Source organism: Mycobacterium sp. MS1601 (assembly GCF_001984215.1).
Classification (GTDB): Bacteria; Actinomycetota; Actinomycetes; order Mycobacteriales; family Mycobacteriaceae; genus Mycobacterium.
Window position 1 is genome coordinate 180468 of record NZ_CP019420.1, and the last position, 12953, is coordinate 193420.

The following is a 12953-nucleotide window of genomic DNA, read 5'->3' on the forward strand; positions in this document are numbered from 1 at the left end:
TCGATCGACGACGGTACCCCTGCATGTGACGGGAACCTGACACACTGGCACCGTGTTCGGACACGACAACCGCGAGCTGGCTGCCGTGTTCGTCGGGGGCGCGGTGGGGACCCTGGCCCGGGCAGTGTTGTCCACCGAGCTGGCTCCGCATCCCGACCAGTGGCCGTGGGCCACGTTCATCGTGAACATCGTCGGGGCGTTCCTGCTGGGCTACTTCACCACCCGCCTGCTGGAGCGGTTGCCGTTGTCGAGCTACCGCCGGCCGCTGCTGGGCACCGGACTGTGCGGCGGGCTGACCACGTTTTCCACCATGCAGGTCGAGACTCTGCGGATGCTGGAGCACCGGGAATTCACGCTGGCCGCCGGATACACCGCAGCCAGCCTGCTGCTCGGGTTCGCGGCGGTGTACGCGGCGACGGCCTTGGTGCGACGCGCGTGAGCGTCTGGATCTGGGCCGCTGTCATGGTGATCGGCGGGTTCGGCGCGGTAGCACGGCTGGTGGTGGACCGTGCGGTGTCGCGACGCGTCGGCCGGCCGTTTCCCTTCGGCACGCTGGCAGTGAACATCAGCGGGGCGCTGCTGCTGGGGTTCTTGGGCGGGCTGGCACTCAGCCATGAACAGGCACTGCTGCTGGGTACCGCCTTTGTGGGCGCGTACACCACCTTCTCCACCTGGATGCTGGAAACCCATCGGCTGGCTGAGGAACGCCAGCTCCTGCCGGCGCTGGCCAACGTCGTGGTCAGCGTGGTGTTGGGGATCGGGGCGGCCTTCTGCGGTCAGTGGCTGGCAGGGTTGACATGAGCGAGATCTTCACCGCGTACTTCGCAGAACGAGAACGCACGGGCGGCCGCTTCCTGGCCGACGCCGTGCTGGAACTGTTCGGCCGACGGGAGGTGCCGACCAGCGTGATGTTGCGCGGTATCGCCTCATTCGGGTCCACCAACATCCTGCGCACCGACCGCACGCTCACCCTGTCGGAGGATCCGCCGGTGGCCATCGTCGCCGTCGACACGCCAGAACGCATCGGCGCCCTGGCCCAGGACGTCGCCGCCATGACGGGTGTCGGCCTGCTCTGCCGGGAACGCAGCGGCGCCATGCCCACCGACGGCGATGTCCGGGTCACGTTCTACCTTCACCACCGAGTCCATGTGACCGTGTGCGACGTGCTGCACCGGCTGGGGTTCTCCAGTGCGGAAGTGTTTCTCGGAGTGGACGGTACCGTCGCCGGTACGCGTCGACGCGGGAAGTTCTTCAGCCGCAACCTGTCGGTGCCGCTGATGGTCTCCGGTGTCGGCACAGCTGCACAGGCTGCCGCGGCGGTGGACACGTTTCCGCACATCCCGGCGACGGTCCACCCTGTGCAGGTCTGCAAACGGCAAGGGCAGAGGTTGGCCACCCCGCCAAGCGATGCGGCGTTCGCGAAGCTGGTGGTCCGCACCGCCGAGGACGCCCGCCACGACGGCAGACCGATTCACCGGGCGCTGGTCGGTGCGCTCAAGGACGCCGGGGGCAGCGGGGCGACGGCACTGCGGGGCGTCTGGGGTTTCCACGACGGCAGCCGCCCCCACGGAGACCGGTTCTTCCAGCTGTCCCGCCACGTTCCGGTGCACACCATGATCATCGACACCCAGGAACGAATTGCCGCCGCGTTCCCGATCGTCGACGCGCTGACCGCCGACATCGGACTGGTGACCTGCGAGCCGGTGGCCGCAGTGCTGGCCCGGCACGGCGAGCAAAGCCGCGGCAGTCTGCACACCGACTGACATCACAGCCGCCACAGGGAGGTAAGCGTAGCCTTACTTTAGCCCGCGGTGTAACGTCGCCCCGCATGGAGACGTCAAGCCCGGAAGCCGTCAGCGCGGCCCTCACGGAGATCCTGCGCGACGACCTGAACGTCGACATCAGCCGCGTGACACGCGACTCCCGCCTGATCGACGACGTGGGCCTGGACTCGGTTGCCTTCGCGGTCGGAATGGTGGCCATCGAGGACAAGATCGGCGTGGCACTCTCCGAGGAAGACCTGCTGACCTGCAACACAGTGGGTGATCTCGAGGCCGCGATCCTGGCGAAGGTGCCGGCCGGCCAGTGAGCTCGCTCGCGACCGCACTGTCGCGGGCAATGACAGCATCCACCAACGACCTCGTCCTGCTCGACAAAGGCACCGGGGCGTGGGTCCGCCACCCCTGGCAAGAAGTCCACGCCAGGGCCGAGAACATCGCCGAACGTGTCCTCGACGGACCAGCCGGCGCCGTAGGACTGGTGGGTGAACCGACCATCGAATTTGTCGCCGGCATCCACGGCGCCTGGCTGGCCGGGCGCTCCCTGTCCATCCTGCCCGGCCCCATCCGCGGCGCCGACGAACAGCAGTGGGCGCACGCCACCGCGCGGCGGTTCACCGGTATCGGGGTGTCCCAGGTGTTCAGCCATGGCGATCAGCTGAACCTGTTGCGCGCCAACGACTCCGCGGTGACCTTCCACGACGCCACCGAGGTCGGCAACGATCGGCGCTCAAGCACCCTGACCATGCAGCCCACACCCGAGGGTGTCCCCGCGGTGCTCCAGGGCACCGCCGGATCCACCGGCACACCGCGCACCGCGATGCTGTCGCCGGAGGCCGTGCTCAGCAACGTGAGCGGCTTGCTCGAACACACCCGCGTCGACCCCAGCCAGGACATCGGCTGCACCTGGTTGCCGCTGTACCACGACATGGGGCTGACGTTCCTGCTCACCGGGTTCCTGACCGGCGGCGAGATGTGGCTGGCGCCGACCTCGGCGTTCTCCGCCTCCCCGTTCCGGTGGCTGTCCTGGCTGTCGGACAGTGGCGCAAGCCTCACCGCCGCACCGAATTTCGCGTACTCGGTGCTGGGCAAGTACGCGCGACGAGTGCCGGATGTCGACCTCAGCCGGGTGCGCTTCGCGTTGAACGGCGGCGAGCCCATCGACTGTGAAGGATTTCAGCTGTTCCTCACCGAGTTGAGCCGTTTCGGCCTTGACCCACATGCCGCTGCCCCGTCCTACGGCCTGGCCGAGTCGACCTGCGCCGCCACGTCGCCACTGCCGGGCTCCGGTCTACTGTTCGACGAGATCATCGACCCGATAACCGATTCCGTACGCAGGCACGCCGTGCTGGGTGAACCCATCCCCGGTATGGAGCTGCGCATCAATCCCACCGAGGACATGTCCATCGCAGGGCGCGACGTGGGCGAGGTCGAGATCCGGGGTACCTCGATGATGTCCGGATACCTGGGCCAGGAGAGCCTGGCACCCGGCGAATGGTTCCGCACCGGCGATCTCGGCTACCTCACCAACGCCGGCCTGGTGGTGTGCGGCCGGATCAAGGAACTGATCACCGTGGCGGGCCGCAACATCTTCCCCACCGAGATCGAACAGGTGGCCGCCCAGGTGCGCGGTGTTCGTGCCGGTGCCGTGGTAGCGGTGGCCGCCGACAAGGATTCGGCACGGCCCGGGCTGATCGTCGCCGCTGAGTTCCGCGGCCCCGACGAGGCAGGCGCTCGCAGCGAGCTGGTGCAACGAGTGGCCTCGCAGTGCGGTGTGGTACCCGCCGACGTGGTGTTCATGGCGCCGGGTTCGCTGCCCCGCACGTCGTCGGGCAAGCTGAAGCGACTCGAAGTCAAGCAGACCCTGCAGGCGGTGCGGGTATGAGTGATCTGGATGCCTACCGTCTGCTGCTCGACCAGGTTTTCGACCAGCAGATCGTCGACTGGACCGCCGAAGCCGAAGCCTGCGAACGCTTTCCCCGCAAGTTGATCGAACACCTCGGCACCAGTGGGGTGTTCCGCAGCAAGTGGGGCCCCGCGGGCGGTCAGCACCCCGATGTCGCCAAACTCAACGAACTCGCCTTCCGACTCGGTCGTCTCGGGTCAGCGGGCATCGGCGTCGGCGTCAGCCTGCATGACTCGGCTATCGCGCTGTTACGCCGCTTCGGTAGATCCGAGCACCTCAAGACCATTTGCGAGCAGGCCATCGACGGTCGGGCGGTGCTGTGCATCGCTGCCTCCGAGGAGTCGGGCGGCTCGGATCTACAGATCGTGGAAACCGAAGTGCGTTCTGCACGGGATGGTTTCGAGATCCGAGGCATCAAGAAGTTCGTTTCGCTTTCTCCTATCGCCGATCACATCATGGTGGTGGCCCGCAGCGTCGATCACGATGCCACCAGCCGGCACGGCAACGTCCTGGTGATCGCCGTGCCCACAGCACAGGTCGACGTACAGACACCCTGGCGCAAGGTGGGGGCAGGCCCACTGGACACCGCGGCGGTGCACATCGACACCTGGGTCCCCGCCGACCATCTGGTGGCCCGCCCCGGCACCGGCCTGGCCGCCATCTCCTGGGGCCTGGCTCATGAGCGTATGTCGGTGGCCGGGCAGGTGGCATCGTCTTGTCAGCGGATCCTCGGCATCACCCACGCCCGCATGGTGCAGCGTCGCCAGTTCGGCGCCACCCTGTTCGAACACCAGGCGCTGCGGCTGCGGATGGCCGATCTGCAGGCCCGGGTGGATCTGCTGCGCCACGGGCTCACCGGCATTGCCGCACAAGGCAAGTTGGACCTGCGCGCGTCCGCTGCGGTCAAGGTGACGGCCGCGCGTCTTGGCGAGGAGGTCCTCTCGGAGTGCATGCACATCTTCGGCGGCTCCGGCTATCTGGTGGACGAGACGCCGTTGGGTCGCTGGTGGCGCGACATGAAGCTCGCGCGAGTGGGCGGCGGCACCGACGAAGTGCTGTGGGAGCTGGTGGCCGCGGCCATGAAGCCGGACTTCGCGGGTTATGACGCGATGATCGGCCCGCGCGACTGAGCCTGATGTTGCCGGGGCACGGGATTGTCAATACCGTCAGCGCGTGACCGATGCCATCACCCTGGTAGGTCGAGACAGCGAACTCGCCACCATCAGGGAACTGCTGGCCCTGGCCCGCAACGGCTTGGGTGCAGCCCTGGTGGTGCGCGGCGAACCCGGAATCGGCAAGACTGCGCTCCTGGACGCGGCCACCACCGACCGGTCCGGGATGCGTGTCATCCGTGTCGACGGCTACGAGGCCGAGGCCGCCATGCCGTACGCGGGGTTGCACCGGGTGGGGCTGACACTGCAGCAGTACCTGCCCACGCTCACCGATCGCCACCGTGCCGCACTGACGGTGGCCTGGGGCGCACAAGAGGGACCGGTTCCCGACCGCTTCCTGGTGGGGCTGGCCATGCTCGCGCTGTGTGCGGCAGCAGGCGCAGACCAACCGGTGGTGTGCATCATGGACGACGCGCACTGGCTGGACTCCGAATCGCTGTCGGTGCTGGCGTTCGTGGCGCGCCGGCTCACTGCGGAGTCCACGGTGCTGCTGTTCGCCTCACGCGACCACCAGGACACCGACACCGCCCTGGCCGGCATCGAGGTGATGCGGCTGTCCGGGCTGGACTCGCGGTCAGCGGTCCGGCTGCTCACCACCACTTTGGCCGAGGGATCGGATCCTTTTGCCGCACAACGTATCGCCGAGGCCACCAGCGGCAATCCTCTGGCACTGCTCGACCTTGCCCGTGACCTCAGCGTGCGACAGGTCAGCGATCTCACCCTGGCGGGCGACCCGGTACCGATCGGGAAGCGACTCGAGGCGCACTACCTGCGGCAGGTCCGGGAACTGTCCGCCGAAGCGCAGACGTGGCTGTTGGTGGCCGCCACCGCGTCGGCCGGGCACCCCGACCTCATCGAACGTGCCGCCGCGCAGTTGGGATCCTCACCGCAGGACGGTGCCGCGGCCGCAGCGGCAGGGCTGGTCAAACACAGCAGCACCAGCATCGACTTCCGCCACCCCCTGATCAGGTCCGCGGTGTACTCAGCGGCTACCGGAGCACAGCGGCGACGGGTCCATTCCATGCTGGCCGACGAAGCCGAGGCTTTGAACCTGCTCGAAGTGCAGGTCTGGCATGCCGCCAAGGCCACGCTGGGTCCCGCACCAGAGGTCGCCGACCGTCTCGACGACGTGGCCCAGCGCGCGGGGCGCCGCGGCGGCCTGGCCTCTCAGGCCAGCCTGCTGAATCAGGCCGCCGAGTTGACACCACCTGGACCGCAACGCAATGCGCGACTGTTGTCCGCTGCCGAAGCGGCAAGCGCGGCGGGGGCAGCACATCTGTCCCGCGACCTGCTGGACCGCATCGACGCCGACCACCTGGACGCGGTGCAGCACGGACGACTGCTCTCGGCCGAGACGGCGTGGGCGATGTTCGTTGCCGATCCGGCCGCCGTGATGCGCGGCCCGGCCCAGATGCTCGAGGCCGCCGAGTTCTTCCACGGTGCGGACTGCACATTGGAGCACAAGGCCCTGCTCAAGGCGTTCGAGCATGCGCTTGTGACCGAGCAGCAGATGCAGGGCACCGACCTCAAGGAACTCGGCCGCCGACTGCAGGCGGGTGTGCGGTGCGCCGAGGGCCCGCTGCGGGTGTTGTTGGAGGCGCTGGCGACACACGTCCTGGCGCCCTACGCTCAGGCCGTGCCGCCCATGCGAGCGGCACTGGCCGTCCTGGCTGAACTCGACGACTCCATGCTGCAGGACTGTGGATTTGTCGGAATAGCTTTCGCCACCGGCCTTTTCGACGACGCTGCCGCCATCCGGTATCTCGACCGACTGACCGCCATCGCCAGGGACAACGGCACCCTGCGTGCCTTGGACACAGTGCTGTGGGTGCGGGCGTCGTTCGAAGTGGGTCGTGGCGACCCGGCCACAGCACGGATGTTCATGGACCAGGTTCGCGAACTGCGGCGGGCCATCGGATACGAGGCAGAGAACGTCGTCAACGTCCCCGTCCTCGCCTGGTCCGACACCCCCGCCGAGCATGTCGACGGACTCGCTTCGCTGATCGCGCAGATGGGCTTCGGCGGTGTGCACCTGTCCACCCACGCCGCGCTGGCCGTGCGCGAGATCGCCGAGAACCGCTACGACGCCGCCTTCGACCGTCTGCAGCCACTCGTCGCGCGGCCCTTCCTGCAGGTCACCTATCTGCAACTCGCCGATTTCGCCGAATCCGCCTACCGCACCGGCCATCTCGAGGCGGCCACCGAGACGGCCGCCACCCTCTCGAGAATGGCCGACGTCAACGACGCCGCGTGGCTGCACGGACTCGACCATCGCTGCCGGGCGCTGCTCGACGATGACGAACAGCACTACCAACTGGCCGTCGACTTGTTGTCCACGGTGTCCGTACCGATGGAGCTGGGGCGCGCGCGACTGCTCTACGGCGAGTGGCTGCGCCGGCGCAAGCGTCGACGCGCCGCGCGGGTGGAGCTGCGGGCGGCGCTGGAGATCTTCGAACGGATCGAAGCGACTGCCTTTGCCGAGCGGGCGCGCGCCGAACTCGCCGCCACCGGGGAGAGCCCGGCCCAGCGGGAATCGGTGGCGGGCGTGGAGATGTCGCCGCGGGAGGCGGCGGTGGCAGGCATGGCTGCAGGCGGCGCCACCAACGCTGAAATCGCGGCGTCGCTGTTCATCAGCGTCAACACCGTCGACTACCACCTGCGCAAAGTGTTCGGCAAGCTCGGGGTCTCCTCGCGGCGCCAACTCAGCGAGCGGTTCCGCACAGCCACCTGATCACTACGAACAACACGTGGTTCGGAGGGCGGCCGTGGTCGACACACTGGCCGCATGCCCTTTGTGACCGCCGACGACGGCGCGCAGATCTTCTACAAGGACTGGGGTCTGGACGGCAGCCCGGTCCTGCTGAGCCACGGCTGGCCGTTGAACGCCGACGCCTGGGAGGCCACCGCGCTGTTCCTGGCCACCCACGGCCATCGCGCCGTCGCCCATGACCGCCGCGGCCACGGCCGCTCCAGCCAGACCTGGCACGGCAACGAGATGGACACCTACGCCGACGATCTGGCCACGCTGCTGAACACCTTGGATCTCACCGGTGTGACATTGGTGGGGCATTCCACCGGCGGCGGCGAAGTTGTCCGCTACCTGGCCCGGCATGGGTCGCAGCGGATCGCGAAACTGGTTCTGGTGTCCGCGGTTCCGCCGCTGATGCTGCGCACCGACGACAACCCCGCCGGACTGCCGTCGGATGTCTTCGACAAGATCCGCAGCGGCGAGCTGGCGGATCGCTCACAGCTCTATCGGAGCTTCGCCGACGGGCCGTTCTTCGGGCACAACCGACGCGGCGATGTGTCCCAGGGCGTTCGCGACGCGTTCTGGTTGCAGAGCATGGCGTGCGGGCACCGCGCCGCGTACGAGTGCATCGCGGCGTTCTCGGCCACCGACTTTCGACCGGACCTTGCCACGATCGACGTCCCCACCCTGGTCATTCACGGCGACGACGACCAGATCGTTCCGTTCGAGGTGGGCGGAAAGCGGTCGGCCGAGTTGGTCGCCGGCGCCACCCTGATCGTCTACGAGGGGTCCGGCCACGGACTGCCCGACACCGACCGCGACCGCCTGCACACCGACCTCCTCACCTTCATCAACCAGTGATTTCGGCGTGATTCCCGTCGCTGAGCGGTTGGAATCACGCCGAAATCCCAAGAAAGGAAGCCAGCATGACTGCCTGCGACACCATTGTCTTGATCCACGGCCTGTGGGTGACGCCCCGCAGCTGGGAGCACTGGGTGCCGTACTACGAGAGCAAGGGCTACCGAGTCCTGACACCGGCGTACCCCGGCTTCGACATCGAGGTGGAAGCGCTGCGCGACAACCCGGACGTCATCGCGAACCTGACCGTCCCAGAAACCGTCGACCATTTGGCCTCCGTCGTCGAATCGGTGGAGGTGCCACCGATCATCATGGGGCACAGCTTCGGTGGGATCATGACCCAGCTGCTCCTGGCCCGGGGGTTGGGCGCGGCCGGTGTGGTCTTCGATTCCGCACCCACCGAAGGTGTTCGTGTCAGCCCGCTGTCTCAGGTGAAATCACTGTTCCCGGCGTTGAAGAACCCGGCGAACTACCACCGGGCTGTCGGGTTCACCCCCGAGGAGTTCCACTACGCATTCACCAACACCCTGGAGCGCGACGAGTCCGACAAGGTGTGGGAGCGCTATGCCATCGCCGCCCCTGGTAGCTGGGTGTGGGCCTACGGATTGCTTGCGAATTACAAACCAGGCCATCAGGAGACGTGGGTGGACTACAAGGCCGACAGGGCCCCGTTGCTCTTCATCGGCGGCGAGAAGGACCACATCATGCCCCCAGCGGTCAACAAGTCCAATGCCAAGCACTACGCCTCGTCACCGGCTGTCACCGAGTACTTCGAGTTCGAAGGCCGTGACCACTGGACCTGTGGAGCTCCCGGCTGGGAGGCGGTAGCCGATCACGCACTGGACTGGGCACTGGCGTACGCGGACACCGCGCCCAGAGGTAAGCACGTCTGAACCGGACTACCGGAATTCCCGTGGTCTGGCCCTTGCTCGCCGGTTCTTTCGCCGCCGTGTCGTCGAGTCAATCAACCCGGACGGTTCATCGCATACAGCGCCATCCGCCGATTCGACATCTGGTGCTCGCCCAGGAAGTCGCACTTTGCGAACTCACACAGGCGGCGAGCGCCGGTGTTTCGGTAATCGGGGTCGAACATGATGCGCCGACACTGGGGCTCGATGTTGAACAGACTGGCAGCCAAGCGCGGCAACAGGATCGGGCCGAACCCGCGGTTGACGATGTTCACGTCCGCGATGGCAGCGTGCAGGCCCAGATCCCAGGGGTCGGCGTCGTAGCGGGGGGCGATGGAATCCTTGGCCGCGCGATAGACCTCGACGTAGCCGTAGTCCTCACCTTTGAAGCTGCCGATCACGGGGCGTGAGTACTCACCGGCGAGCTGGGCCCGAAGGTAGCCGTGCCACCACTGCACCGGACGGTCGTACTCCCACGCTTCGGCCAGGTGCGGGCGATTCATCCACTCCGAGAGCATCGCCGCGTCGCGGTCGGGATCCACCACGCGGATCGAGTACGGCTGCGGCAACTCCGGAACGGGCGGCGGCGGCACCGCCCTGACCTCATCGGTGATGTCGGTGAGCTCGCGAGGCAGGATGGGCAGCGCGTCAGTCATGATGAGCGCAAAGCCTACCCGAGGCCAGGCTAGGTTTACCTTCCTCAGCGGTCTGCGAGCACCGTGAGCAGCACCGCCGAATCATCGACCGCCGACAGTGCGTGCCGTGTCGGTGGCATCACCAGGAGGTCGCCTGGGGCACACGGCCGCGCAGCACTTGCAGCGTCGCTTCCCCGGGACTGTCGTGCTCACCGAGTGCGCGGCATGTCCGCTGTGAGTCTCCCGCGCTGCGGCCAACTGCTCGTCGACAACCTGTTCGAGAGAGAGCGTCTCCATGGCTTGTCCTCGAATCCGTCACGGGAGCAACAGAATGCCCGTTGTCAGCAAAGCGATCACCTTGACCACCTCGAGTGCCACGTAGCCATGGTGCGCACGGGACCGCGAACCGTCGGCTCCAGCCAGTACCTCATCGGAACGTCGACTCAGGACCGGCCGAACCGCCACGATCTGCAGTACCAGCGCCAGCGCCGGTGTCACGCCTGGGACACGAAACTTCAGCGGTGCTTCCACAAACGAGATCGCCACGACCATGCCCAACCACACGAACACCGCCGCGACAGCTACTGACCAGCCCATACCCATGATCCTCGACACCGCAAGAGCAGAATTCAACGTTCGGTCATGGCTACGTCCTGGTCAGCGATGCGCTCTGCAGCGCGGCTGCCACCCGCCCGCGAAACGCCGGCATCGCGTCGGCTTCAGAAGATCAGGCCGTTTGTCTTGCTGACGGCGGCGGCGTAACGATTCTGGACGTCAGCCCAGTTCACCACGTTCCAGAACGCTTTGACGTAATCAGCCTTGACGTTCTTGTACTGCAGGTAGAACGCATGCTCCCACATGTCGACCTGCAGCAACGGGATGATGCCCAGTGGCACGTTGGCCTGCTGGTCATACAGCTGGAAGGTCAGCAGTCGATCGCCGAGGCTGTCATATCCCAGCACCGCCCAACCCGACCCCTGCAGGCCATTGGCCGCCGCGGTGAACTGGGCGCGAAACTTGTCGAACGACCCGAACTGATCATCGAGGGCGGCCGCGAGATCACCCTGGGGCTTGTCGCCGCCGTTGGGCGACAGGTTTTTCCACCAGATGCTGTGGTTCACGTGCCCACCGAGGTGGAACGCCAGGTTCTTCTCGTGCAGGAAGATCGCGGCGTGATCGTCTCCCGCGCGGGCCTCCTCCAGCTTGGCCACCGCGTCATTGACGCCCTTGACGTAGGTGGCGTGGTGCTTGCTGTGGTGCAGCTCGTTGATCTGCCCCGAGATGTGCGGCTCCAGAGCGCCGTAGTCCCAGTCCAGATCGGGCAGGGTGTACTCCGCCATGCGCTTCCCTTCGTTCGTCACCGTGATCGACCTTTCGAGAATACCTGTCTGGATGTTCAGATGTTGTGATAGCTTGATGTAGCGGTCCGGCCGCCCGCCCGTCGATGCAGCAATCGGTGTCGTCTCGTGGCGAGGCATGGCGGCGCGGCCGACCGTGCTAACTTGCTGCGCTGCAGCTCATTTCAATTCGAGGTGAGTACGTCGGCCGGCGGGTACGGCAGGTCACTGCTGGAGTGCGGGTCGACGCGCACCGGCCGGCCCACGTACGGGAACGCCCGCTGCGGACAGGCCGGGCGATCACAGATCTTGCACCCCGCTCCGATCGCCACCGCGGCGTCGGGGTCGGCCGGATTGATGCCCGCCGAGTAGATGAGTTTCTCGGCATGGGCCAGATCGCATCCCAGGCCGATCGCAAAACTCTTCCTGGGCCCCAGGTAGCTGCTCGGGGTGGAGGTCGTGGTGCGGGCAATCCAGAAGTACGACCGCCCATCAGGCATCTGCGCCACCTGCGTGAGGAACTGATCAGGCTGGGAAAAGGCATGGTGCACCACCCACAGCGGACAGTTTCCACCCACCCGGGAGAAGTGAAATGCGGTGGCCGACTGTCGTTTCGAGATGTTCCCGGCGGAGTCGGTGCGCACGAAGATGAACGGCACGCCCCGCGCGTCGGTGCGCTGCATCGTCGAGAGGCGGTGACAGATGGTCTCGAAACCCACCTCGAAGCGGCGGGCCAGTTGGTCGATGTCGTAGCGCAGCGACTCGGCCTCGGCCAGAAAACGCCGGTAGGGCAACAGCAGCGCGCCGGCGAAGTAGTTCGCCAGCCCGATCCGTGCCACTCCCCTGGCCTCCGGACTGAGCTGGTCGTCGCAGGCCACCAAAGCGGTGATCACGTGATCCTGGGTGAGCAGCGCCAGCTGGGTGGCGAGTTGGAAAGCGCGCTGCCCCGGCTGCAGCCAGCGTGCCACGTACAAGGTCTTGGTATCCACGCGATACCACCTTTTGACGTTGGGCGACAATACATTCCCGTCGTCGAGCTGCACGGTGATGCCGTGTTGGGCAGCCAACAGGTCGGCCAACTGCGCGTCAAGACCACCGATCTGTAGCCGGTTTTCCGCAAACACGGCCTCGGCCGCCATGTCCAGGTCGGCCACATAGTTCTTGCGGTCGTAGAAGAAGTCACGCACCTCCTCGAACGGCATCGGTTGCTGCGCAGCCGTATTGGGGTCGCCGCTGGCCCTGCCGCGGAACACCTCGACCTCGGCGGTCACATCGTGGAATCGGCGGTGCAAACTGACCATCGCCTTGCCCACCTCTGGCATCCGTGCCACCAGTTCCTCGATCTGGGCAGCCGTGGCGGGGCTCTCGGCGAGAATCTCACGCAGGTCGGAGATCAGCCGGGCGTCGGAGTCCGGAGCGAAGTAGTGGGTCGGCAGATCAAATCGCTCGGTCAGCGTCAGCAGCACCGGCACCGTGATGGGGCGTTGATCGTTTTCGAGTTGATTGACATAGCTGGTGGACAGATCCAGGGCGCGAGCCAGTGCCACCTGGGTCAAACCTCGCTCTTCACGCAGTCGCCGCAACCTGGCGCCCGCGAATGTCTTGGCCAT

General features: G+C 66.6%; 13 protein-coding genes and 1 pseudogene. 9 read left to right on the top strand and 5 right to left on the bottom strand.

What is annotated here, in order from left to right:
• Positions 1–52: 52 nt before the first annotated feature.
• The 9 genes from crcB (BVC93_RS00880) (at position 53) to BVC93_RS00920 (ending at position 9356) form a co-directional block, all read left to right on the top strand.
• Positions 53–439, top strand: coding sequence for a fluoride efflux transporter CrcB (gene crcB, locus BVC93_RS00880; RefSeq protein WP_083735514.1), 387 nt, complete (start codon positions 53–55; stop codon positions 437–439).
• Positions 440–462: 23 nt separating this feature from the next.
• The gene (gene crcB, locus BVC93_RS00885; RefSeq protein ID WP_236950376.1) at positions 463–801 is read left to right on the top strand and encodes a fluoride efflux transporter CrcB; all 339 of its coding nucleotides are present in this window, start codon (positions 463–465) and stop codon (positions 799–801) included.
• Complete coding sequence (locus tag BVC93_RS00890) at positions 798–1763, top strand: DUF190 domain-containing protein (RefSeq protein ID WP_083735516.1); 966 nt, start codon at positions 798–800, stop codon at positions 1761–1763. The genes crcB (BVC93_RS00885) and BVC93_RS00890 overlap by 4 nt, the downstream gene beginning before the upstream one ends.
• A 65-nt stretch (positions 1764–1828) precedes the next feature.
• Entirely contained in the window at positions 1829–2089 is a 261-nt protein-coding gene (locus BVC93_RS00895) for an acyl carrier protein (RefSeq protein WP_083735517.1), read from the top strand.
• Entirely contained in the window at positions 2086–3663 is a 1578-nt protein-coding gene (mbtM, locus tag BVC93_RS00900) for a long-chain-fatty acid--ACP ligase MbtM (protein WP_083735518.1), read from the top strand. The genes BVC93_RS00895 and mbtM overlap by 4 nt, the downstream gene beginning before the upstream one ends.
• The gene (mbtN, locus tag BVC93_RS00905) at positions 3660–4814 is read left to right on the top strand and encodes a mycobactin biosynthesis acyl-ACP dehydrogenase MbtN (RefSeq protein WP_083735519.1); all 1155 of its coding nucleotides are present in this window, start codon (positions 3660–3662) and stop codon (positions 4812–4814) included. Before mbtM ends, mbtN begins: the two co-directional genes overlap by 4 nt.
• A 43-nt stretch (positions 4815–4857) precedes the next feature.
• Complete coding sequence (locus BVC93_RS00910) at positions 4858–7587, top strand: helix-turn-helix transcriptional regulator (RefSeq protein WP_083735520.1); 2730 nt, start codon at positions 4858–4860, stop codon at positions 7585–7587.
• 54 nt (positions 7588–7641) lie between these two features.
• Entirely contained in the window at positions 7642–8466 is an 825-nt protein-coding gene (locus tag BVC93_RS00915; RefSeq protein WP_083735521.1) for an alpha/beta fold hydrolase, read from the top strand.
• A gap of 65 nt (positions 8467–8531) precedes the next feature.
• The gene (locus tag BVC93_RS00920; RefSeq protein ID WP_083735522.1) at positions 8532–9356 is read left to right on the top strand and encodes an alpha/beta hydrolase; all 825 of its coding nucleotides are present in this window, start codon (positions 8532–8534) and stop codon (positions 9354–9356) included.
• A 71-nt stretch (positions 9357–9427) separates the two neighbouring features.
• On the opposite strand, the gene BVC93_RS00925 is transcribed toward BVC93_RS00920, so the two are convergent.
• The 5 genes and pseudogenes from BVC93_RS00925 to BVC93_RS00945 all read right to left on the bottom strand — a co-directional run bounded on the left by BVC93_RS00925 (position 9428) and on the right by BVC93_RS00945 (position 12953).
• Positions 9428–10027 (bottom strand): GNAT family N-acetyltransferase, encoded by a 600-nt coding sequence (locus BVC93_RS00925; RefSeq protein ID WP_083735523.1) that lies wholly within the window; start codon positions 10025–10027, stop codon positions 9428–9430.
• Between the two features lie 44 nt (positions 10028–10071).
• Positions 10072–10303 (bottom strand): annotated as a pseudogene (locus BVC93_RS33840) (hypothetical protein).
• Positions 10304–10321: 18 nt separating this feature from the next.
• Complete coding sequence (locus BVC93_RS00935; RefSeq protein WP_083735524.1) at positions 10322–10609, bottom strand: hypothetical protein; 288 nt, start codon at positions 10607–10609, stop codon at positions 10322–10324.
• A 116-nt stretch (positions 10610–10725) separates the two neighbouring features.
• On the bottom strand, positions 10726–11346 hold the full coding sequence (locus BVC93_RS00940; RefSeq protein WP_083735525.1) for a superoxide dismutase: 621 nt from the start codon (positions 11344–11346) through the stop codon (positions 10726–10728).
• Positions 11347–11528: 182 nt separating this feature from the next.
• Positions 11529–12953: a short-chain fatty acyl-CoA regulator family protein gene (locus BVC93_RS00945; protein WP_083735526.1), complete on the bottom strand. Its 1425-nt coding sequence runs from the start codon at positions 12951–12953 to the stop codon at positions 11529–11531.

Coding starts and splice junctions, on each gene's coding strand:
- crcB (WP_236950376.1), top strand. CDS start 463: ATGGTGATCGGCGGGTTCGGCGCGGTAGCACGGCTGGTGGTGGACCGT.
- mbtN (WP_083735519.1), top strand. CDS start 3,660: ATGAGTGATCTGGATGCCTACCGTCTGCTGCTCGACCAGGTTTTCGAC.
- BVC93_RS00940 (WP_083735525.1), bottom strand. CDS start 11,346: ATGGCGGAGTACACCCTGCCCGATCTGGACTGGGACTACGGCGCTCTG.
- BVC93_RS00890 (WP_083735516.1), top strand. CDS start 798: ATGAGCGAGATCTTCACCGCGTACTTCGCAGAACGAGAACGCACGGGC.
- BVC93_RS00945 (WP_083735526.1), bottom strand. CDS start 12,953: ATGGCCAAGACATTCGCGGGCGCCAGGTTGCGGCGACTGCGTGAAGAG.
- BVC93_RS00915 (WP_083735521.1), top strand. CDS start 7,642: ATGCCCTTTGTGACCGCCGACGACGGCGCGCAGATCTTCTACAAGGAC.
- BVC93_RS00925 (WP_083735523.1), bottom strand. CDS start 10,027: ATGACTGACGCGCTGCCCATCCTGCCTCGCGAGCTCACCGACATCACC.
- BVC93_RS00895 (WP_083735517.1), top strand. CDS start 1,829: ATGGAGACGTCAAGCCCGGAAGCCGTCAGCGCGGCCCTCACGGAGATC.
- BVC93_RS00935 (WP_083735524.1), bottom strand. CDS start 10,609: ATGGGTATGGGCTGGTCAGTAGCTGTCGCGGCGGTGTTCGTGTGGTTG.
- BVC93_RS00920 (WP_083735522.1), top strand. CDS start 8,532: ATGACTGCCTGCGACACCATTGTCTTGATCCACGGCCTGTGGGTGACG.